Source organism: Pseudomonas sp. PDM14 (genome assembly GCF_014851905.1).
Classification (GTDB): Bacteria; Pseudomonadota; Gammaproteobacteria; order Pseudomonadales; family Pseudomonadaceae; genus Aquipseudomonas.
The window spans coordinates 543,024-563,040 of record NZ_JACVAQ010000002.1 but is presented as its reverse complement, the minus strand read 5'-3'; the positions used below and the strand labels follow the sequence as shown (position 1 = coordinate 563,040).

The window sequence follows — 20,017 nt, the reverse complement described above, 5'->3', positions numbered from 1 at the left end:
GACGCGCAGATGACCCCGGAAATCGCTGTCGACCTGTTTCGTGAGGCGCTCTGGCTGACGGCCATCATCGTCGGCCTGATGGTTCTGCCGAGCCTTCTGGTCGGTTTGCTGGTAGCCATGTTTCAGGCCGCCACACAGATCAACGAACAGACCCTGAGCTTCGTGCCGCGCCTGCTGGTGATGCTGCTCACCCTGATCTGGGCCGGGCCTTGGCTGGTGCGTGAGCTGATGGAGTACACGCAGAACCTGATCCAGAACATTCCCTTGCTGATCGGCTGATGCTCGAGCTCTCGAACGCGCAGATTGGCGGCTGGGTCGGGCAGTTCCTCCTTCCGCTGTTCCGTATCGCGTCGATGCTGATGGTCATGCCGATCATCGGCACACAGATCGTGCCGACGCGGGTACGCCTGTACCTGGCGCTGGCGATCAGCGTGCTGCTGGTGCCGACGTTGCCACCGATGCCGGTGGTGGATGCGGTGAGCGTGCAGGCGATGCTGTTGATTAGCCAGGAAATCCTCATTGGCGTGATGTTCGGTTTCATCCTGCAGCTGTATTTCCACCTGTTCAGCGTTGCCGGGCAGATCATCGCGATCCAGATGGGCCTGGGCTTCGCCTCGATGGTCGATCCGACCAATGGCGTTTCGGTGCCGGTGCTCGGGCAGTTTCTGCTGATGCTGGTGACGCTGCTGTTCCTTGCCATGAACGGCCATCTGGTGGTGTTCGAGGTGTTGGCCGAGAGTTTCGTCACCCTGCCGCCGGGTGGTGGCCTGCTGCTCAACCATTATTGGGAGCTGGCCGGCAAACTGACCTGGGTGATGGCTGCCGGCCTGTTGCTGGCGTTGCCGATTGTCACCGCGCTGCTGGTGGTCAACCTGGCGTTCGGTGTGATGACCCGTGCCGCGCCCCAGTTGAACATCTTTTCCATCGGTTTTCCGCTGACCCTGGTGCTGGGCATCTTCATCTTCTGGGTCGGCCTGGCCGATTTTCTCGCGCACTTTCAGGAGCTCACCGTCGATGCCCTGCAGTTGCTGCGCGAACTGGCGCAGGCGAGGTAGGCCATGGCCGAAAGCGAAAGTGGCGCCGACAAGAGCGAGGAACCCACTGGCAAGCGCCTGGAAGAGGCGCGCAAGAAAGGCCAGATTGCCCGCTCGCGCGAGCTCAATACCGTCGCTATCACCCTGACGGGTGCCTTCGCGTTGCTAATGTACGGCGGTGAGATGGGTGATGCGTTGCTCAGCATCATGCGCAACAGCTTCAGCCTGCCGCGCGAAGTGCTGATGGACGACGGCTCCATGGCGCAGTACCTGATGGCTGCCGGCAAGGCGGCCGTGCAGCTGATGCAGCCGTTCATCATCATCCTGCTGATCGCCTCGATTCTCGGCCCCATTTCTCTCGGTGGTTGGCTGTTCTCCATGGAGGCACTGGCTCCGAAGTTCAGCCGCATGGACCCGCTTGCCGGGCTCAAACGCATGTTTTCATTCAAGGCCCTGGCCGAGCTGCTCAAGGCGTTGGCCAAGTTCGTGGTGATCCTGATGGTGGCGCTGGCAGTGCTTTCCTCTGATACGGACGACATTCTGGCGATGGCCAACGAGCCGATCGAGCAGGCGATCATGCACAGCCTGCAGATCGTCGGCTGGAGCGCCTTGTGGCTGGCCAGCGGGCTGATCCTGATCGCCGGTGTGGATGTACCGTTTCAGCTGTGGGATTCCAAGCAGAAGCTGAAGATGACCAAGCAGGAAGTGCGCGACGAGTACAAGGACTCCGAGGGCAAGCCGGAAGTCAAAGGCAAGATCCGTCAGTTGCAGCGCGAGATGGCCGAGCGGCGCATGATGCAGTCCGTGCCGCAGGCCGACGTGGTGATCACCAACCCGACGCACTTCGCGGTCGCCCTGAAGTACGACCCGGCGTCCGGCAATGCGCCGGTGCTGCTGGCCAAGGGTGGCGATTTCCTCGCGTTGAAGATTCGCGAGATCGCCAAGGAACACAAGGTCACCATGCTCGAATCGCCAGCTCTGGCGCGGGCGGTGTTCTATTCCACAGAAGTCGAGGCCGAGATTCCTGCCGGCCTCTACCTGGCCGTGGCCCAGGTGCTGGCGTACGTCTACCAGCTGCGCCAGTTCCGCGCCGGCAAGGCCAAGCGCCCAGGCCCGCTACCGGATCTGCCGATCCCGCCGGACCTGCGTCGCGACAACTGATCGTACGTTCGCTCCCATCCCATTTGACAAGCCGTGCATGCCGCCTAAACCGGTAGGTGGTGAGTGGCTCGTGCCGCGGTACTCGACCTGAATGCAGTCGCCTGCTTCTCAAGGAGTGCCCCATGGCCCAGATACCGCTTTCCGCTGCCTTGCGCAGCGAATACGAACGCCTGTTCAACACCTGTCAGATCCGCATCGGCAAGGCTGCCGAAGTGGAGAGCCTGGTCAGCCAGATCCGCGCCAATCAGCCGCGCTACGAGCACGTCGGCAACGCCGTGGGCGTGCCCTGGGATTTCATCGCGGTGATCCATTGCATGGAAAGCAGCCTGGATTTTCGCAAACACCTGCATAACGGCGATCCCTTGACGGCGCGAACCGTGCAGGTGCCGTCCGGACGGCCGAAAGTCGGCGGGCCGCCATTCACCTGGGAGGAGAGCGCCAGTGATGCGCTGACCTTCAAGAGGCTCGGCACGCATATCGACTGGAGCCTGGCCGGCATGCTCTATCAGCTCGAACGCTACAACGGCTTTGGCTACCGGCAGTTTCATCCGCAGGTGCAGTCGCCGTACCTGTGGAGCTATTCCAACCAGTATGTCAGCGGCAAGTACGTCAAGGACGGGCTCTGGTCGGACACCGCCGTGTCCAAGCAGTGCGGTGCCGCGGTGCTGTTGCGGCGCATGGCCGAGAACGGCCAGACGCGCTTCGTAGACCAGCCGGTACCGGCAGACGATGCGCCGCTGATCGTGCGTTACGTCACCAGCAAACCGGGCGATCCGCTGCTGATTGCCAGAACCGAGGCGCTGCAGCGTTGGCTCAATGGTTTTCCCGGCATTTTCGTCAAGGTCGACGGTGAGGCGGGGCCGCGAACCTCGGCGGCCTATCGGCAGATCACTGGCTCTTACCTGCCGGGCGATCCACGCGGTTAAGCGAGTTGGCCGATTTTCGGTGAGTTGGAATGCTTCTTGCCCTTACCCCAGCACGACGCCGTTTTGCGTCAAAAGATTGAACGACTGGGGTAACACCGCGTGGCAGTAGATAGAGCAGAGCTGGTCGGCAACATGCGCAGCAACCTGGCCGGGTTGCGCCACGGCAACCTGGGTATTCCCCTGTTGCTGCTGGTCATGCTCGGCATGGTCATGCTGCCGATCCCGCCCTTTCTGCTGGACGTGCTGTTCACCTTCAGTATCGCTCTGTCGATCGTCGTGCTGCTGGTGGCGATCTATGCCCTGCGGCCGCTCGATTTTGCCGTGTTTCCGACCATTCTGCTGGCCGCCACGCTGCTGCGCCTGGCGCTCAACGTGGCCTCCACGCGTGTGGTCCTGTTGCACGGCCAGGAAGGCCACGACGCCGCCGGCCAGGTGATCAAGGCCTTCGGTGAAGTGGTTATCGGCGGCAACTACGTGGTCGGTATCGTGGTGTTCGCCATCTTGATGATCATCAACTTCGTGGTGGTCACCAAGGGTGCCGGGCGGATCTCCGAGGTCAGCGCGCGGTTCACCCTGGATGCCATGCCCGGCAAGCAGATGGCCATCGACGCTGACCTCAATGCCGGCATCATCGACCAGGTCGAGGCGAAGAAGCGCCGGACCGAAGTGGCTCAGGAGGCCGACTTCTACGGTTCGATGGACGGTGCCAGCAAGTTCGTTCGCGGTGACGCCGTCGCCGGTCTGCTGATCCTGTTCATCAACCTCATCGGTGGCATCGCGATCGGTATCCTTCAGCACGACCTGAGCTTCGCCGACGCCGGGCGCATCTACACCCTGCTGACCATCGGTGACGGCCTGGTCGCACAGATCCCCTCGCTGCTGCTGTCGACCGCCGCGGCGATCATGGTCACCCGGGTTTCCACCTCCGAGGACATGGGCGCCCAGGTCAACAGGCAGATGTTCGCCTCGCCGCGCGCCCTGGCAGTGTCGGCCGCGATCATGATCGCCATGGGCCTGGTGCCCGGCATGCCGCATTTCTCCTTCATCAGCCTGGGCCTGGTCGCCGCCGGCGGCGCCTACTGGATTGCCAACAAGCAGCGCAAGGCCAAGGACGTGGAGGCCCAGGAAGTCCAGCGCCAGCAGGAGCTGCTCCCCGCCCAGCGCGCGCAGGAGGTCAAGGAACTGGGGTGGGACGATGTCACCCCGGTGGACATGGTCGGCCTGGAGGTCGGTTATCGCCTGATCCCGCTGGTTGATCGTAATCAGGGTGGGCAGTTGCTCGCGCGCATCAAGGGCGTGCGCAAGAAGCTTTCCCAAGAGATGGGCTTCCTCATGCCCTCCGTACATATCCGTGACAACCTCGACCTGCTGCCCAACGCCTACCGCCTGACCCTGATGGGCGTCAGCGTGGCCGAGGCGGAGGTGTACCCGGAGCGTGAACTGGCGATCAACCCGGGGCAGGTGTTCGGCACCCTCAACGGCATTGCCGCCAAAGATCCGGCGTTCGGCCTGGAGGCGGTGTGGATCGACCCGACCCAGCGCGACCAGGCGCAGTCGCTTGGCTACACGGTGGTGGATGCCAGCACGGTGGTGGCTACGCACCTCAACCAGGTTCTGCACAAGCACTCCCACGAGCTGCTTGGGCACGAGGAAGTGCAGCAGCTGATGCAACTGCTGGCCAAGAGTTCGCCGAAGCTGGCCGAAGAGCTGGTGCCTGGCCTGGTGTCGTTGTCGACCCTGCTCAAGGTTCTGCAGGCGCTGTTGCAGGAGCAGGTACCGGTGCGCGATATCCGCACCATCGCAGAGGCCATCGCCAACGTCGCACCGAAGAGTCAAGATCCCGCCGCGATGGTCGCTGCGGTGCGCGTCGCGTTGGCCCGCGCAATCGTGCAAAGCATTGTGGGACTAGAGCCGGAGCTTCCTGTCATCACATTGGAACCAAGGTTGGAACAGATATTGCTCAACAGTCTGCAGAAGGCCGGACAGGGCTCCGAGGATGGCATCCTCCTGGAACCCGGAATGGCCGAGAAGCTGCAGCGCTCCCTGGTGGATGCGGCGCAGCGCCAGGAGATGTTGGGCAAACCGGTGATCCTGCTGGTTGCCGGCCCGGTTCGGTCGATGCTCTCGCGCTTTGCGCGCCTCGCCGTACCCAGCATGCATGTACTGGCTTACCAGGAAATACCGGACAACAAGCAGGTCACCATCGTTGCGACGGTGGGCCAGAACTGAGGGTTCTAAGCCATGCAAGTCAAACGCTTCTTCGCCGCCGATATGCGCCAAGCCATGAAACTGGTGCGCGATGAGCTGGGCGCTGATGCGGCCATCATCGGCAATCGCCGGGTGGCCGGTGGTGTCGAGCTGACTGCCGCGCTGGACTACCAGATGCCCGAGCCCGTGCGTGCGCCGAACCCTGCGCTGGAAGCCGAGCTGCGCAAGACCCAGGCGAAGATCGCCAGTGCCCAGGCCGAACTGACCAGCCGTGCGGTGGCTGACGAACGCAAGGACCGCCAGCTGTTCGCCAATGAGTCCATCGTCGCTCCCGAGCTGCCGGCATCGCTGTACAAGCCGCAGCGCCCGGCCGCGCCGCAGCCGCAACCGGTTGCCGCTGCACCCGTCGCCGATCAGCGTGTGATCGACGCCATGCGCTTCGAGCTGCACGGTCTGCGCGAACTGATCGAAGTGCAGCTGGGTTCCATCGCCTGGGGCCAGATGCAGAACCGTCGTCCTCAACAAGCCAACCTGTGGCGCCGCCTGCAACGCATGGGCCTGTCCGCCGAGCTGTCCAAGGCGCTGCTGGAACGTGTGGCCAAGGTCGCGGAGCCGCGTCAGGCCTGGCGCATGCTGCTGGCCCACCTGGCCCACGCGATCAAGACGCCGAAGGTTGAGCCGCTGGAAGAGGGTGGTGTGATCGCCCTGGTCGGCCCTGCCGGCATGGGCAAGACCACCACGCTGGCCAAGCTGGCCGCGCGTTACGTGCTCAAATACGGTCCGCAGAGCATCGCACTGGTGAGCATGGACAGCTTCCGCATCGGCGCGCAGGAGCAACTGAAGACCCTGGGGCGCATCCTCAATGTCTCCGTGACCCAGGTCGATCCGGGCGAATCGCTGTTGCAGGCCCTGGCCCCGCTGGCCCGCAAGCGCGTTATCTTGATCGACACCGCCGGCCTGCCGGCCAATGATCCGGCGCTGCGCATGCAGCTGGAAAGTCTGGCGGCGCGCGGTGTCAAAGCGAAGAACTACCTGGTATTGGCGGCAACCAGCCAGAGCCAGGTGCTGAAAGCGGCCTACCATAGTTACAAGCGCTGCGGCCTGGCCGGCTGCATTCTGAGCAAACTGGACGAGGCGACCAGCCTCGGCGAAGTTTTAGGACTGGCTATCGGCCAGCATCTACCGGTAGCCTATCTCACTGATGGGCCCAAGATTCCTGATGATCTGCAGGTTCCGCGCAGTCATCAGCTGGTCAGCCGAGCGGTCAGTCTGCAGACCCAGGAAGATCCAAGTGAAGAAGCCATGGCCGATGTATTCGCCGGGCTGTACCAGAATCCGGCACGCCGGGCGAGTTAGAGCAGGCGCCAGGCTCCACGGCGATCTAGTGTTGAGGTAGGGTGTAGTGCCCACTCAGCCCAGTGCAGGCAAGACAAGGTGTGTAGAGGACATGGGTAGTATTCATCCCGTACAGGTGATTGCAGTGACCGGCGGCAAAGGCGGCGTCGGCAAGACCAATGTGTCGGTGAATCTGTCGCTGGCCCTGGCCGATCTCGGCCGTCGGGTCATGCTGATGGACGCCGACCTCGGCCTTGCCAACGTCGATGTCCTGCTCGGCCTTACCGCCAAACGCACCCTTGCCGACGTGATTTCCGGCGAGTGCGACCTCAAGGACGTGCTGATCCAGGGCCCCGGCGGTATTCGTATCGTCCCGGCGGCTTCGGGCACGCAGAGCATGGTGCAGCTCACGCCCATGCAGCACGCCGGCCTGATCCAGGCATTCAGCGATATCAGCGACAACCTCGACGTTCTGGTGATCGACACCGCGGCCGGTATCGGCGACGGCGTGGTGAGTTTCGTCCGCGCGGCCCAGGAAGTGATCGTGGTGGTGTGCGACGAGCCCACCTCGATCACCGATGCCTATGCGCTGATCAAGCTGCTCAACCGTGACTACGGCATGAGCCGCTTCCGCGTTCTGGCCAACATGGCTCATAGCCCGCAGGAAGGTCGCAACCTGTTTGCTAAGCTGACCAAAGTGACTGACCGTTTTCTCGATGTGGCGCTGCAGTACGTGGGGGCAGTGCCCTACGACGAGTCGGTCCGCAAGGCCGTGCAGAAGCAGCGCGCGGTATACGAAGCCTTCCCGCGCTCGAAATGCGCACTGGCGTTCAAAGCGATAGCTCAGAAAGTTGACACGTGGCCGTTGCCGGCCAACCCGCGTGGCCATCTTGAGTTCTTCGTCGAACGTCTGGTGCAGCAGCCGATCGCGGGTTCGGCCGTATGACAGCAGCCAATGGACTTCTTATGTACAACAAGGCGCAGGCTCGGGACTCTCAGCACCAACTGATCGAGCGTTACGCACCGCTGGTCAAGCGCATCGCGTACCACCTGCTGGCGCGTCTGCCGGCCAGTGTCCAGGTCGACGACCTGATGCAGGCGGGCATGATCGGCCTGCTCGAAGCTTCGAAGAAATACGACGGCAGCAAGGGCGCCAGCTTCGAAACCTACGCCGGTATTCGCATCCGCGGCGCAATGCTCGACGAGGTGCGCAAGGGTGACTGGGCGCCGCGTTCGGTCCACCGCAACACCCGTATGGTCAGCGACGCGATTCGAACAATCGAGGCCAGAACGGGGCGAGACGCTAAAGATCAAGAAGTTGCGGCCGAACTCCAATTGAGTCTCGAGGATTACTACGGCATTCTTGGCGACACTTTGGGCAGCCGTCTGTTCAGTTTCGACGACCTCGTGCAGGACGGCGAACATGGCGGGCTGCAGGAAGACACCGGTAGTACCCAGACCGAACCTCTGCATGACCTGGAAGACGAGCGTTTCCAGGCGGCGTTGGCTGATGCCATCTCCAACCTGCCGGAGCGTGAACGTCTGGTCCTGGCGCTGTATTACGACGAAGAGCTGAATCTCAAGGAAATCGGTGAGGTCCTGGGGGTCAGCGAGTCGCGTGTCAGCCAGTTGCACAGTCAGTGTGCCGCACGCTTGCGGGCCCGACTGGGTGAGTGGCGAGCGCACTGACGGCGTCACCGGTTTCATGATTGCAGCGTCATCGGGTGCCGATGACGTTTAGGACTGTACGGAGGTCGACTTGGACAAGAACATGAAAATCCTCATCGTTGACGACTTTTCGACGATGCGACGGATCATCAAGAACCTCTTGCGCGATTTGGGTTTCACCAATACCGCCGAGGCTGATGACGGCACCACAGCATTGCCGATGCTGCAAAGCGGTAGCTTCGATTTTCTGGTGACTGACTGGAACATGCCGGGCATGACGGGTATCGACCTGTTGCGCGCGGTGCGTGCCGATGAGCGTCTGAAAACCCTGCCTGTATTGATGGTGACAGCTGAAGCCAAGCGCGATCAGATCATCGAAGCGGCCCAGGCTGGCGTTAACGGTTATGTAGTAAAGCCGTTCACTGCCCAGGTACTGAAAGAGAAGATCGAGAAGATCTTCGAACGGGTTAACGGCTGATGTCCGCCGCGAGGGCGCTATGGCAAACGAAGATTCTTCACTGGGCGAACTAGAGTCGACCCTGAAAGTTCATGCCCGCGAGCTCGTCGACAGCCTCGAAAAAGGTCACTTCGGCGAGGCGGTGCAACTGATCCACGAACTGAACCAGACACGCGACCGTGGCCTGTATCAGGAAGTAGGCAAGCTTACCCGCGAGCTGCACAGCGCGATCGTCAATTTCCAGATCGATCCGCGGATGCCGCACGCCAAGGAAATTTCACAGATCACCGACGCTACCGAGCGGCTGTCCTACGTTGTGCAGATGACCGAGAACGCGGCCAATCGCACCATGGACCTGGTCGAGCAGAGCGCGCCGCTGGTCAACGATTTGGGCAGCGAAGCGCAGAGCCTGAGTGCTGACTGGGGGCGCTTCATGCGCCGGGAACTCAGCGCCGATGCGTTCCGCGAGCTGGCCAAGCGTATCGAACTGTTTCTGGCCCGCAGCGACCGCGACAGCCAGAAACTCTCGGCGCACCTCAACGATATTCTGCTGGCGCAGGATTACCAGGACCTCACCGGTCAGGTGATCAAGCGTGTAACCCAGTTGGTTACGGAAGTGGAAGGTAACTTGCTGAAACTGGTGTTGATGGCCAGTCATGTGGACCGCTTTGCCGGTATCAAGCATGACCACGAAACACTGCGCGTAGAGCAAGAAAAACAAAAAGAGCCTTCCAAGGGTGAAGGTCCGCAGATTCATGCCGATAAGCGTGAGGATGTAGCATCCAATCAGGATGATGTCGACGATCTGCTGTCCAGCCTAGGATTTTAAGGCTCTAACAGAGCCTTTGGAGCGCAATGATGAGCTTCGACGCCGATGAAGAAATCCTCCAGGACTTTCTGGTAGAGGCCGGCGAAATTCTTGAACAATTGTCCGAGCAACTGGTTGAGCTGGAAAGCCGCCCAGATGACACGGGCCTGCTCAATGCGATTTTCCGTGGATTCCACACCGTCAAGGGTGGGGCCGGGTTCCTCCAGCTCAATGAGCTGGTGGAGTGCTGCCACATTGCCGAGAACGTATTCGACATCCTGCGCAAGGGTGAACGTCGGGTCACTGCCGAGCTGATGGACGTGGTGTTGCAGGCACTGGATGCCGTCAACGAAATGTTCAGTCAGGTGCGCGAGCGCGTCGAGCCGACGCCGGCCTCGCCGGAGCTGCTGGCTGCCTTGGCGCGCCTGGCCGAACCGCAAGGAGCCGATGAGGCGCCGGCGGCCGCGGTCGAGGAGGAACCTGAAGCGCCGGCTGCACCGCAGGCGGCTTCCGGCGACATCACCGACAGTGAATTCGAGCAACTGCTCGATGCTATCGGTGATACCCCGAGCGAAGCGCCGGCACCTGCTGCTGCATCGGGTGATGAAATCACCGACGACGAATTCGAAGCGCTACTCGATCAGCTGCATGGCAAGGGCAAGTTCGTCGAGCCCGAGGCCAAGGCTCCGGCCGCCGCACCTGCTCCAGCAGCGGCGCCTGTTGCAGCCCCGGCTGCCGGTGGCGGCGATGAAATCACCGACGACGAATTCGAAGCGCTGCTCGATCAGCTGCATGGCAAGGGCAAGTTCGTCGAGCCGGCAGTTGCCGCGCCAGCACCTGCTCCTGTCGCCGCTGTAGCACCGGCTCCCGCCGCAGCGGGCGGTGGCGATAACATCTCCGACGACGAATTCGAGGCATTGCTCGACCAGTTGCACGGCAAGGGCAAGTTCAGCGAAGAGGTTGTCCAGGCCGCGCCCGTGGTTGCTGCCCCCGTCAGCAAACCGGCCGCTGCGCCTGCGCCGGCCAAGCCTGCGCCCAAACCGGCGGCCAAGGTGGAAGCGAGCAAACCAGCTGCCGCCCCTGCGCCTGCTCCCGCCGCTGCCGCCCAGGCACCTGCTGCCGAGAAGGCCAACAGCGCCAGCGAAGCCGAAACCACGGTACGCGTCGATACCGCTCGCCTGGACGAGATCATGAACATGGTCGGTGAGCTGGTCCTGGTGCGTAACCGTCTGGTGCGCCTGGGCCTGAACAGTGGCGACGAGGCGATGGCCAAGGCCGTCTCCAACCTTGACGTGGTCACCGCGGATCTACAGACCTCGGTCATGAAGACCCGCATGCAGCCGATCAAGAAGGTCTTCGGACGCTTCCCGCGCCTGGTCCGCGATCTGGCGCGCAACCTGAAGAAAGAGATCATTCTCGAGCTGGTCGGCGAAGAGACCGACCTGGACAAGAACTTGGTCGAAGCACTTGCCGATCCGCTGGTCCACTTGGTGCGCAACTCGGTCGATCATGGCATCGAACTGCCGGAGAAGCGCGAAGCCGCGGGCAAGAGCCGTGGTGGCAAGATCATCCTCGCCGCGCAGCAGGAGGGTGACCACATCCTTCTGTCGATCTCCGACGACGGCAACGGCATGGACCCGGACGTTCTGCGTGCCAAGGCGGTCGAGAAGGGCCTGTTGGACAAGGATGCGGCCGATCGCCTGAGCGAATCCGAGTGCTACAACCTGATCTTCGCCCCGGGCTTCTCGACCAAGACCGAGATTTCCGACGTTTCCGGCCGCGGTGTCGGCATGGACGTGGTGAAGACCAAGATCTCCCAGCTCAACGGCACCATCAACATCTACTCGGCCAAAGGCCAGGGCACGCGCATCGTCATCAAGGTGCCGCTGACCCTGGCGATCATGCCGACGCTGATGGTCATGCTCGGTAACCAGGCCTTTGCCTTCCCGCTGGTCAACGTCAACGAGATCTTCCACCTCGACCTGTCGCGCACCAACGTGGTCGACGGTCAGGAAGTGGTCATCGTGCGCGACAAGGCGCTGCCGCTGTTCTACCTCAAGCGTTGGCTGGTGCGTGGCGCTGGCTACGAGGAGCAGCGTGAGGGGCATGTGGTGATTCTCACCGTGGGCAGCCAGCGCATCGGCTTCGTGGTCGATCAATTGGTCGGCCAGGAAGAGGTGGTGATCAAGCCGCTCGGCAAGATGCTGCAAGGCACTCCAGGCATGTCCGGTGCAACCATCACCGGCGACGGCCGCATTGCGCTGATTCTCGATGTGCCGAGCATGCTCAAGCGCTACGCACGTCGCATCTGATTGATTGCGCCCTGGCATGACGCCAGGGCGCTCAGGAGTGTTTATGGCAGTCAAGGTCCTGGTGGTGGACGATTCCGGCTTCTTCCGACGCCGGGTTTCGGAAATCCTCTCCGCCGACCCGAATATCCAGGTAATCGGCACCGCGACCAATGGCCGCGAGGCGATCGATCAGGCGCTGGCGCTCAAGCCGGACGTGATCACCATGGATTACGAGATGCCGATGATGGACGGCATCACCGCTGTGCGAAACATCATGCAGCGCTGCCCGACACCGGTGCTGATGTTCTCCTCGCTCACCCACGAAGGCGCGCGCGTTACCCTCGATGCGCTGGATGCGGGGGCGGTCGATTACCTGCCGAAGAACTTCGAAGACATCTCGCGCAACCCGGACAAGGTCAAGGCGATGCTGTGCGAGAAGGTTCACACCATCGCGCGCAGCAATCGTCGCTACAGCGCCTACAACCCGGTTGCGCCGACGCCGTCGAGCGCGCCTGCTCCTGCCAGCAAGAGTGCGGCGCCTGCGGCTCCGGCGCGTACTTCAAGCAGCGCTGGCGCAGCCGCGCCGGCGAGCCCGACGGCAGGTGGTGCGAGCCCAAAGCGTAAGGCCTACAAACTGGTGGCGATTGGCACGTCTACCGGCGGGCCGGTTGCCCTGCAACGCGTTCTGACCCAGCTGCCGGCCAACTTCCCGGCGCCGATCGTATTGATCCAGCACATGCCGGCGGCCTTCACCAAGGCTTTTGCCGAGCGTCTGGACAAGCTGTGCCGAATTTCCGTCAAGGAAGCCGAGGACGGCGACCTGCTGCGCCCGGGCGTAGCGCTGCTGGCCCCAGGCGGCAAGCAGATGATGATCGACTCGCGCGGTTCGGTGCGCATCCTGCCCGGTGACGAGCGCTTGAACTACAAGCCCTGCGTCGACATCACCTTCGGTTCGGCCGCCAAGTCGTTCAACGACAAGGTGCTGGCCGTGGTACTGACCGGCATGGGCGCCGATGGCCGCGAAGGCGCGCGCCTGCTGAAGCAGAGCGGTAGCCAGGTCTGGGCGCAGGATGAGGCCAGTTGCGTGATCTATGGCATGCCGATGGCGGTGGTTAAAGCCAACCTGGCGGATGCGGTATACGGGCTCGAAGACATCGGTCGGCACCTGGCAGAGGCCTGCGTCTGATGGATGTATTGAGCCTCATCGGCGTCATCCTCGCGTTTGTCGCGATTATCGGCGGCAATTACCTCGAGGGTGGGCACGTCGGTGCATTGCTCAATGGCCCGGCGGCGCTGATCGTCATCGGCGGTACGCTGGGCGCGGCGTTTCTACAGGCGCCGCTCAGCGTGTTCAAGCGCGCGCTGGTGATTCTGCGCTGGATCATCTTTCCTCCCCATATCGACCTGGCTGGCGGCATCAACCGCGTTGTCGGCTGGAGCATGACCGCGCGCAAGGAAGGCCTGCTGGGCCTGGAGCCGATTGCCGACAGCGAGACCGACCCGTACGCACGCAAAGGCCTACAGCTGCTGGTCGATGGCGCCGAGCCAGAAGCGATCCGCAGCATCCTCGAGGTTGATCTGTACACCCAGGAAGGCCGCGATATCCAGGCTGCCAAGGTGTTCGAGAGCATGGGCGGTTATGCCCCTACCATCGGCATCATAGGCGCGGTGATGGGCCTGATTCATGTCATGGGCAATCTGGCCGATCCGAGCAAGCTCGGCAGTGGCATCGCCGTGGCGTTCGTTGCGACCATCTACGGCGTCGCGTTCGCCAACCTGCTGTTGTTGCCGGTCGGCAACAAGCTCAAGGCCATCGCTGCGCGCCAGTCCTGCTACCGGGAGATGTTGCTCGAAGGCATCCTCTCCATCGCCGAGGGTGAAAACCCCCGTTCCATCGAGCTGAAGCTGCAAGGCTTCATGGACTGATGGAGTAGGGCAGCCATGGCCCGTCGGCGCCGTCAGGAAGAACACGAGAATCACGAACGCTGGCTGGTGTCCTACGCGGATTTCATCACCCTGCTGTTCGCCTTTTTCGTGGTGATGTACTCGATTTCCTCGATCAACGAGGGCAAGTACAAGGTCTTGTCGGACAGCTTGGTCGGCGTGTTCAGCGAGCCCGAACGGGCGATCAAGCCTATTCCTATTGGTGAAACGCGCCCCAAGACCACCGCACCGGACCAGTCGATGGTCGACGAAAGCGAGCCCAGCCAGTCGAGCACGCCCAGCGATCCCCTGGTGGAGATCGCGGACAGCGTACGCGAGGCCTTTGGTGACCTGATCAATTCCGAGCAGCTCACCGTGCGTGGCAATGAGCTGTGGATCGAGATCGAGCTGAATTCCAGCCTGCTGTTTCCCAGTGGCGACGCGGTGCCGAACGACATGGCCTTCCAGTTGATCGAGAAGGTGGCGAAGATCCTCGCGCCCTACGAAAATCCCGTGCATGTTGAAGGCTTCACCGACAACAAGCCGATCAGTACACCGATGTTTCCCAGCAACTGGGAGTTGTCCACCGCGCGCGCTGCCAGCATCGTGCGTATGTTGGCCATGGACGGGGTGAATCCCGGACGTATGGCTGCGGTGGGTTACGGCGAATTCCAGCCCGTAGCCGATAACGCCACCGAGGAAGGGCGTGCGCGTAACCGTCGTGTGGTACTGGTGGTCTCGCGCAATCTGGATGTACGGCGCAGTATCAGCGGGGTCGGCAGTGCCAATGCCAAACCGGATGAAGCCCTGCGACGCGCTGGCACGCAACCTGCACCGGCGACGTCAGGCGCGGTTCCCGATGCGGGTTCCGCCAATAATCCGACGCCTGCGCCATGAGCCAGCCATTACGTCTCGGTAAGGTGTGCACCGTGCCGGGGGGACGAAGAACATGAAAGTCTGGGCAGTAGCCAATCAGAAAGGCGGGGTCGGCAAGACCACCTCATCCATCGCACTGGCGGGCCTGCTGGCTGATGCCGGCAAGCGTGTGGTGGTGGTCGATCTCGACCCGCACGGCTCGATGACCAGCTACTTCGGTCACGATCCGGATTCCCTGGAGCACAGCAACTTCGACCTGTTCCTGCATCAGGGCAGCGTGCCTGAAGGCCTGCCTGCGGACCTGCTGTTGCCGACCAGCCATGAAAACATCGCCTTGCTGCCATCGAGCACGGCGCTGGCCACACTGGAACGCCAGTCGCCCGGGCAGAACGGCCTGGGGCTGGTGATCGCCAAGAGTCTGGCGCAGCTGTGGGAGCGCTTCGACCACGCCATCATCGACAGCCCGCCGCTGCTCGGGGTGCTGATGGTCAATGCGCTGGCAGCTAGCCAGCAGCTGGTGATTCCAGTGCAGACCGAGTTTCTCGCGGTGAAGGGGCTGGAGCGCATGGTCAGCACGCTGGCGATGATCAACCGCTCGCGCAAGCAGGCGCTGCCGTACACCATCGTGCCGACCCTGTTCGACCGCCGCACGCAGGCGTCCATGACCACGCTGCGCACGCTGCGCAATGCCTATCCGGAACATCTGTGGCAGGCTTATGTCCCTATAGATACGCGCTTGCGCGACGCCAGCCGGGCAGGGCTGACGCCCTCGCAATTCGATGGCAACAGCCGTGGCGTGATCGCCTACCGGGCGTTGCTCAAGCACCTGCTGGCGACCCAGTTGTCGAGTCGGGTGGCCTGATGCGCACCGCGCTTGCATACCCGCATTCAAGTCACCCGGCTGGCCTGCCGATAGGTTGTACAGGCCCGTTTTCTGGAATTCCCCTATGAGTCGTCCTGTTGCCACCTCCAACCGACCCCAGCTGGCGCTGCAGTCCTATCTGGATGCATTGCTGCAGGAGGCGGCTGTCGAGCTGCAACAGAGCGTCGAGCCGGAGCAAAAGGTCGTCGAGCTGCATGCTGACGTCAATTTCGATGAGTTCGAAGCGGCAGTGCTCGAAGAGCAAGTACGTGACGCGCGGCTGACACCGCGTCCAGTGTTGGCCACTACCTTGGCCGAACGCCCGCTGGCTGTGGCCGAAGCGCGACCACAGGTGCTGCCGACCATCGAATTGAAGATTCCCGACGTCATCGACGTGCCCGACGAGCCGGAGCCGGTAGTGCAGGCGCCGGTGATTGAGCCCGTTGCCGAGTTGCAACCGCAGCTGGAAACGCCACCGCCACCGCTGAGTTTCGAGGGGCGGCCGAGTTGGGCCGACGAGCCGTTCGAGTGCCTGTTGTTCGATGTCGCCGGCCTGACCCTGGCGGTTCCGCTGGTCTGCCTGGGATCGATCTATCCGCTGGCGAATGCCGAACTCACGCCGTTGTTTGGCCAACCGGACTGGTTCCTCGGTATCCTGCCGAGCCAAGCGGGCAACCTGAAGGTGCTGGATACCGCACGCTGGGTCATGCCCGAACGCTACCGCGACGATTTTCGCGATGGCCTGCAGTACGTGATTTCGGTACAAGGTTACGAGTGGGGGCTAGCAGTGCATCAGGTCAGCCGCTCTATCCGCCTGGAGCCTGATGAGGTGAAATGGCGTAGCCAGCGCGCGCAGCGCCCCTGGCTGGCTGGTACGGTGATCGAACACATGTGCGCGCTGGTCGATGTAGCGGCCCTGGCCGAGTTGATCGCCAGCGGCGCGACTCGCAAGCAGGGCAACGCGCTCGGCCGATAAATTGAACAGGCCACGTTTCACACGGGGCTCTATAGTGATGACAGCGGGGTGCACCCGCGTATGCCGCCGTGGGCGGTTTTAGACGAGGCTAGGGATATGAAGAAAACGTCCGCGCAAGGTTCCGAAGATCCCATTCTGCAGTGGGTAACCTTCCGCCTGGATAACGAGACCTATGGCATCAACGTGATGCAGGTCCAGGAAGTGCTGCGCTATACCGAGATCGCCCCGGTTCCGGGTGCGCCGGCCTACGTGCTGGGCATCATCAACCTGCGCGGCAACGTGGTCACCGTGATCGACACGCGCCAGCGTTTCGGTCTCGATCCGGCGCCGGTCACCGACAACACCCGCATCGTCATTATCGAGGCGGACAAGCAGGTGGTGGGTATCCTGGTCGATAGCGTGGCCGAAGTGGTCTATCTGCGTCAGTCCGAGGTCGAAACCGCGCCTAACGTGGGTAACGACGAGTCGGCCAAGTTCATTCAGGGCGTTTGCAACAAGAACGGCGAGCTGCTGATCCTGGTCGAGCTGGACAAGATGATGTCTGAAGAGGAATGGTCCGAGCTGGAGAGCATCTGATTCATGCTCGAGATCGCGGTGGCGGTACTGGGCGTGTTCTGCGTGGCGCTGGCAGGCACCTGCCTGTGGCTGTCGATGGGCCTGCGTCAGCAGGCCCAGTTGCAGAGCGAGCGCGACGCCGTTCGTGATCAGCGGATTAAGGAGCTCAGTCGCCGTCTCGATACCTACCTCACCGGCAGCATTCGCATGGGTGAGGAGCTGCACGACCTGCGCCGCATCGTCGCGCCCTTGCCGGACAAGCTGACCCAGATCGAGCAGCGCGACCCCTCCAGCCTGTCGTTCACCCAGGCCGCGCGCCTGGTCGGCATGGGCGCCAGCGTCGATGATCTGACCCAGTCCTGCGGGCTGACCAAGGCCGAGGCCGAGCTGGTCAGCAAGCTGCACAAAGTACAGAAACAGCGCTCCTGAACGCGGGCCTGTCCTCCCTCTGTTGTTCTTAAGCCGCCGGGAACCCATGCAAAGGGTTCTAAACCTCGTGCGCCAGCCTGCCTAAGCTGAAAAGTCTGCCGATTCCCGTCCGGAGGCCGCTCATGCGCATTGGCATGCTCGTGATCTTTCTGCTGATTATTTCTCCTGCCCACGCCAGCGAGGCGCCGCAAGCGGTGAGCGGCGCCACCACCGTGGACGCGCTGCAGGCGCGACGGCTGTACGAGTACGGTGCGCTGTTCGTTGATGTCCGCTCGGCCCGGGAGTGGCAGTGGGGGCACGTGAAGGGGGCGGTGCACCTGAGCCTGGATGAGCACTTCGCCAGCCTGGCGCAGCCGCACTGGCCCCGGGAAACGCCGCTGGTGATGTATTGCGACAATGACTTCTGCCCGGCCAGCGCACAGGCGGCGCAGCTGGCGGTCGATTGGGGCTATCAGCAGGTGTTCTACTTTCGCTCCGGCTACTTTGCCTGGCAGTTGCTGGATTTCCCGCTCGACAAGGGAGGGCAGAGCGGGCTGCTGGCTTTTATCCGCGAGGCCCGTTAAGCAGCGGCAGCGGTGGGGTTACGTCGCGATCCTCACCGAAGCCGGCCGGGCACTTGCCCTTGAGGTACCAGGCGAAGGCGATGATCTCGGCGATGCTGCGGTACAGCTGCTCGGGGATCGCGTCACCCAGTTCCAGACGCGCGAGTAGGCGCACCAGTTCGGCATTCTCGTAGATCGGCACTTCGTACTCGCGGGCGATCGCCAGGATCGCTTCCGCCAGCTCGTCGTCACCCTTGGCGGTCAGGTTCGGTGCGCTGCTGCCGTCATACGAGAGGGCGATCGCCTGGCGGCTGGGTTTCTGCTTCATGCGGTTTCATCCACCCAGCGTTGTTCCAGATGAGCCTTGCGGCCCTGTGGTGGCATGCCCTGACGGCAGGCCAGGTCGCCCACCTCGAGGCCGGCGGCTTGCAGGCGTTCGCGCAGGTGGCCGAGTTCGTGATCGACCAGTTCGACGGTGCTGGCGCGTTCCGCCCACAGCTGGCTGGAAAAGCTGCCGTGCATCAGCTGCGCCTGTACCTGCAGCGGGCCCAGTGGTTCCAGGTCGAACGCCAGCTCCACGCGCCACACGGCCTCTTTCTGATCCTTCTTGCTACTGGCCGCCTGTTCCTCGTGCTGCAGCTTGATCTGCAACGGCACGATGTCCTGCTGGTTGCGCATTGGCAGTTCGAGTTGCCAGGTGGTCAGCAGGTTGCCTTCTGCGGTGGTCTGGGTCTGCGCCAGGCTCGACAGCTGATGAGTCTGCAGGCGCGAGACCGCGGCGGCGGCGAGTTTGAGCAGGGCTTCCAGGTCGGCGTCTTCGCCCATCGCCTGCAGCAGCCGCGAGGGCAGCGGAAAACTCATTGCCTGCTGGCGCAGATTGTTCTGGCCAAGGTTGCCCAGCGCATTGCGCACGAATGCCGGCAGCGCCTGGGCTAACGCGCCGCCCGCGTTGGCAGCCTGCAGCGAGGTTGCGCCAGCCGGCAGGTTCGGTAGCAATTGGGCGACCAGGCGCAGCAGGTTGGCTTTGAGGTCATTGGGCAGGCCATTGGCCTGGCCGCCGAGAAGCTTGGCTTCGAGGAACAGGCCGCTGTTCTCCAGCGCCTGGGCCAGGCCCTTGGCCGTGCTCAGCTGGCCACCGTCCGGCAGCAGGCCAAGAAGTTTTTCAATGCTCGGGCGCACGCCGTCGGGGGCGTTGTCGCCGAGGCTTTGCAGGGCCTTGAACAGCCCCTCCAGCGAGCCCTGACGGCTTTGCTGCGCCGCCAGTTGCTGGCCCAGTACCAATTGATCGAGGCGACCGGTTAGCGGTAGGAAGTTCAGTGACTGACTGCCCTGTACCTGGGCGGTGAGCAGGCTGCCGATGGGCAGTTGCAGCGGCGTCTCCACGGCCAGCTTGCTGCCGGCCAACGGCGTATTGAGCAGATTGACCAGCACCTTGTAGATGGCCTGCTGTGCGCGTGGCTGGGTGAGCAATTCGCGGGCCTCGACCTTGCCCTGCAGCACGGTGCCCAGCGGCAGCTGCTCCAGGTCCAGGCTGGTCAGCGCAGTGCTGCCGCCGGTTTGCAGGGCCAGCGCCAGGCGGGTTTCCGACAGGGCGGTGACGGCCAGGGCGGTGCCCTGCGCCAGCGGACGTGAGCTGCTGGCTTCCAGCGTGGCCTGCTTGCCACTTTCCAGCGTCAGCTTGAGCAACACCTGGAAGCTCTGCGCCGACTCCTTGAGCGAGACGACTTCGGCCTTGGCCGTTTCCCCGGCGGCCAGCAGGCCGTCGAGCGGCTGCAGCAGCTTCACCGCCATGTCCGCCGCGACATTGCTCGGGCGTACCGTGGGGGCTGTTGCGGGAAGTGGGCGAGGGCTACTGATTTCTGCCATTGCCGGGTTACACCCTGTCGAAAAAGCCGGGTTCGAGGGCGGAGCCCGGCATGTATAATGCCGCCCCGTTCGGGCCGGCTGCGCATTCAACTTGCGTCAG

The 20,017-nt window shown here is 62.9% G+C and carries 21 protein-coding genes; 19 read left to right on the top strand and 2 right to left on the bottom strand.

Features of this window, described 5'->3' with window-relative positions; translation table 11 throughout:
* Nucleotides 1-9 precede the first annotated feature (9 nt).
* The 19 genes from fliQ to IB229_RS15155 all read left to right on the top strand — a co-directional run bounded on the left by fliQ (nt 10) and on the right by IB229_RS15155 (nt 18,072).
* Nucleotides 10-279 carry a flagellar biosynthesis protein FliQ gene (gene fliQ / locus IB229_RS15245; protein WP_192330453.1) on the top strand — a complete coding sequence of 90 codons (270 nt, stop codon included), beginning with the start codon at nt 10-12 and terminating at the stop codon, nt 277-279.
* On the top strand, nt 279-1,055 hold the full coding sequence (gene fliR, locus IB229_RS15240) for a flagellar biosynthetic protein FliR (RefSeq protein ID WP_192330452.1): 777 nt from the start codon (nt 279-281) through the stop codon (nt 1,053-1,055). Before fliQ ends, fliR begins: the two co-directional genes overlap by 1 nt.
* Nucleotides 1,056-1,058: 3 nt before the next feature.
* Nucleotides 1,059-2,195, top strand: coding sequence for a flagellar biosynthesis protein FlhB (gene flhB, locus IB229_RS15235; protein ID WP_192330450.1), 1,137 nt, complete (start codon nt 1,059-1,061; stop codon nt 2,193-2,195).
* 122 nt (nt 2,196-2,317) lie between these two features.
* Nucleotides 2,318-3,121: a hypothetical protein gene (locus tag IB229_RS15230; protein ID WP_192330448.1), complete on the top strand. Its 804-nt coding sequence runs from the start codon at nt 2,318-2,320 to the stop codon at nt 3,119-3,121.
* Nucleotides 3,122-3,253: 132 nt separating this feature from the next.
* Nucleotides 3,254-5,350, top strand: coding sequence for a flagellar biosynthesis protein FlhA (gene flhA / locus IB229_RS15225; protein ID WP_192331587.1), 2,097 nt, complete (start codon nt 3,254-3,256; stop codon nt 5,348-5,350).
* A 12-nt stretch (nt 5,351-5,362) separates the two neighbouring features.
* Nucleotides 5,363-6,685: a flagellar biosynthesis protein FlhF gene (flhF, locus tag IB229_RS15220; protein WP_192330446.1), complete on the top strand. Its 1,323-nt coding sequence runs from the start codon at nt 5,363-5,365 to the stop codon at nt 6,683-6,685.
* A gap of 91 nt (nt 6,686-6,776) precedes the next feature.
* Nucleotides 6,777-7,610: a flagellar synthesis regulator FleN gene (gene fleN / locus IB229_RS15215; protein WP_192330444.1), complete on the top strand. Its 834-nt coding sequence runs from the start codon at nt 6,777-6,779 to the stop codon at nt 7,608-7,610.
* Complete coding sequence (gene fliA / locus IB229_RS15210) at nt 7,607-8,353, top strand: RNA polymerase sigma factor FliA (RefSeq protein ID WP_192330442.1); 747 nt, start codon at nt 7,607-7,609, stop codon at nt 8,351-8,353. The genes fleN and fliA overlap by 4 nt, the downstream gene beginning before the upstream one ends.
* Nucleotides 8,354-8,435: 82 nt before the next feature.
* Nucleotides 8,436-8,810 carry a chemotaxis response regulator CheY gene (locus IB229_RS15205; RefSeq protein WP_178113450.1) on the top strand — a complete coding sequence of 125 codons (375 nt, stop codon included), beginning with the start codon at nt 8,436-8,438 and terminating at the stop codon, nt 8,808-8,810.
* Nucleotides 8,811-8,829: 19 nt separating this feature from the next.
* Nucleotides 8,830-9,618 (top strand): protein phosphatase CheZ, encoded by a 789-nt coding sequence (locus IB229_RS15200; protein WP_192330440.1) that lies wholly within the window; start codon nt 8,830-8,832, stop codon nt 9,616-9,618.
* A gap of 29 nt (nt 9,619-9,647) precedes the next feature.
* Nucleotides 9,648-11,909, top strand: a complete 2,262-nt coding sequence (locus tag IB229_RS15195; RefSeq protein WP_192330438.1) for a chemotaxis protein CheA — start codon at nt 9,648-9,650, stop codon at nt 11,907-11,909.
* A 43-nt stretch (nt 11,910-11,952) separates the two neighbouring features.
* Nucleotides 11,953-13,074: a protein-glutamate methylesterase/protein-glutamine glutaminase gene (locus IB229_RS15190; RefSeq protein ID WP_192330436.1), complete on the top strand. Its 1,122-nt coding sequence runs from the start codon at nt 11,953-11,955 to the stop codon at nt 13,072-13,074.
* Nucleotides 13,074-13,814 (top strand): flagellar motor protein, encoded by a 741-nt coding sequence (locus IB229_RS15185; RefSeq protein ID WP_192330435.1) that lies wholly within the window; start codon nt 13,074-13,076, stop codon nt 13,812-13,814. Before IB229_RS15190 ends, IB229_RS15185 begins: the two co-directional genes overlap by 1 nt.
* Nucleotides 13,815-13,829: 15 nt before the next feature.
* On the top strand, nt 13,830-14,708 hold the full coding sequence (gene motD / locus IB229_RS15180) for a flagellar motor protein MotD (RefSeq protein WP_192330433.1): 879 nt from the start codon (nt 13,830-13,832) through the stop codon (nt 14,706-14,708).
* Between the two features lie 52 nt (nt 14,709-14,760).
* Nucleotides 14,761-15,549: a ParA family protein gene (locus IB229_RS15175; RefSeq protein ID WP_192330431.1), complete on the top strand. Its 789-nt coding sequence runs from the start codon at nt 14,761-14,763 to the stop codon at nt 15,547-15,549.
* Between the two features lie 85 nt (nt 15,550-15,634).
* On the top strand, nt 15,635-16,525 hold the full coding sequence (locus IB229_RS15170) for a CheW domain-containing protein (protein WP_192330429.1): 891 nt from the start codon (nt 15,635-15,637) through the stop codon (nt 16,523-16,525).
* 96 nt (nt 16,526-16,621) lie between these two features.
* Nucleotides 16,622-17,101, top strand: a complete 480-nt coding sequence (locus IB229_RS15165; RefSeq protein WP_192330427.1) for a chemotaxis protein CheW — start codon at nt 16,622-16,624, stop codon at nt 17,099-17,101.
* Nucleotides 17,102-17,104: 3 nt separating this feature from the next.
* Nucleotides 17,105-17,509 (top strand): DUF2802 domain-containing protein, encoded by a 405-nt coding sequence (locus IB229_RS15160; RefSeq protein ID WP_192330425.1) that lies wholly within the window; start codon nt 17,105-17,107, stop codon nt 17,507-17,509.
* A gap of 122 nt (nt 17,510-17,631) precedes the next feature.
* Nucleotides 17,632-18,072: a rhodanese-like domain-containing protein gene (locus IB229_RS15155; RefSeq protein ID WP_192330423.1), complete on the top strand. Its 441-nt coding sequence runs from the start codon at nt 17,632-17,634 to the stop codon at nt 18,070-18,072.
* Here the strand turns inward: IB229_RS15155 and IB229_RS15150 are convergent.
* Nucleotides 18,053-18,379, bottom strand: coding sequence for an EscU/YscU/HrcU family type III secretion system export apparatus switch protein (locus IB229_RS15150; RefSeq protein ID WP_192330422.1), 327 nt, complete (start codon nt 18,377-18,379; stop codon nt 18,053-18,055). The two genes, IB229_RS15155 and IB229_RS15150, sit on opposite strands and share 20 nt — an antisense overlap.
* Nucleotides 18,376-19,917 carry a flagellar hook-length control protein FliK gene (locus IB229_RS15145; protein ID WP_192330421.1) on the bottom strand — a complete coding sequence of 514 codons (1,542 nt, stop codon included), beginning with the start codon at nt 19,915-19,917 and terminating at the stop codon, nt 18,376-18,378. The genes IB229_RS15150 and IB229_RS15145 overlap by 4 nt, the downstream gene beginning before the upstream one ends.
* Nucleotides 19,918-20,017: the final 100 nt, after the last annotated feature.

What these genes read in the sequence shown, in the direction of transcription:
- IB229_RS15190 (WP_192330436.1), top strand. Translation starts at nt 11,953, where the DNA reads ATGGCAGTCAAGGTCCTGGTGGTGGACGATTCCGGCTTCTTCCGACGC.
- IB229_RS15160 (WP_192330425.1), top strand. Translation starts at nt 17,105, where the DNA reads ATGCTCGAGATCGCGGTGGCGGTACTGGGCGTGTTCTGCGTGGCGCTG.
- fliA (WP_192330442.1), top strand. Translation starts at nt 7,607, where the DNA reads ATGACAGCAGCCAATGGACTTCTTATGTACAACAAGGCGCAGGCTCGG.
- IB229_RS15205 (WP_178113450.1), top strand. Translation starts at nt 8,436, where the DNA reads ATGAAAATCCTCATCGTTGACGACTTTTCGACGATGCGACGGATCATC.
- fliR (WP_192330452.1), top strand. Translation starts at nt 279, where the DNA reads ATGCTCGAGCTCTCGAACGCGCAGATTGGCGGCTGGGTCGGGCAGTTC.
- flhF (WP_192330446.1), top strand. Translation starts at nt 5,363, where the DNA reads ATGCAAGTCAAACGCTTCTTCGCCGCCGATATGCGCCAAGCCATGAAA.
- IB229_RS15185 (WP_192330435.1), top strand. Translation starts at nt 13,074, where the DNA reads ATGGATGTATTGAGCCTCATCGGCGTCATCCTCGCGTTTGTCGCGATT.
- IB229_RS15150 (WP_192330422.1), bottom strand. Translation starts at nt 18,379, where the DNA reads ATGAAGCAGAAACCCAGCCGCCAGGCGATCGCCCTCTCGTATGACGGC.
- flhB (WP_192330450.1), top strand. Translation starts at nt 1,059, where the DNA reads ATGGCCGAAAGCGAAAGTGGCGCCGACAAGAGCGAGGAACCCACTGGC.
- motD (WP_192330433.1), top strand. Translation starts at nt 13,830, where the DNA reads ATGGCCCGTCGGCGCCGTCAGGAAGAACACGAGAATCACGAACGCTGG.
- fleN (WP_192330444.1), top strand. Translation starts at nt 6,777, where the DNA reads ATGGGTAGTATTCATCCCGTACAGGTGATTGCAGTGACCGGCGGCAAA.
- IB229_RS15170 (WP_192330429.1), top strand. Translation starts at nt 15,635, where the DNA reads ATGAGTCGTCCTGTTGCCACCTCCAACCGACCCCAGCTGGCGCTGCAG.
- IB229_RS15230 (WP_192330448.1), top strand. Translation starts at nt 2,318, where the DNA reads ATGGCCCAGATACCGCTTTCCGCTGCCTTGCGCAGCGAATACGAACGC.
- IB229_RS15145 (WP_192330421.1), bottom strand. Translation starts at nt 19,917, where the DNA reads ATGGCAGAAATCAGTAGCCCTCGCCCACTTCCCGCAACAGCCCCCACG.
- flhA (WP_192331587.1), top strand. Translation starts at nt 3,254, where the DNA reads ATGCGCAGCAACCTGGCCGGGTTGCGCCACGGCAACCTGGGTATTCCC.
- IB229_RS15195 (WP_192330438.1), top strand. Translation starts at nt 9,648, where the DNA reads ATGAGCTTCGACGCCGATGAAGAAATCCTCCAGGACTTTCTGGTAGAG.
- IB229_RS15165 (WP_192330427.1), top strand. Translation starts at nt 16,622, where the DNA reads ATGAAGAAAACGTCCGCGCAAGGTTCCGAAGATCCCATTCTGCAGTGG.
- IB229_RS15155 (WP_192330423.1), top strand. Translation starts at nt 17,632, where the DNA reads ATGCGCATTGGCATGCTCGTGATCTTTCTGCTGATTATTTCTCCTGCC.
- fliQ (WP_192330453.1), top strand. Translation starts at nt 10, where the DNA reads ATGACCCCGGAAATCGCTGTCGACCTGTTTCGTGAGGCGCTCTGGCTG.
- IB229_RS15175 (WP_192330431.1), top strand. Translation starts at nt 14,761, where the DNA reads ATGAAAGTCTGGGCAGTAGCCAATCAGAAAGGCGGGGTCGGCAAGACC.
- IB229_RS15200 (WP_192330440.1), top strand. Translation starts at nt 8,830, where the DNA reads ATGGCAAACGAAGATTCTTCACTGGGCGAACTAGAGTCGACCCTGAAA.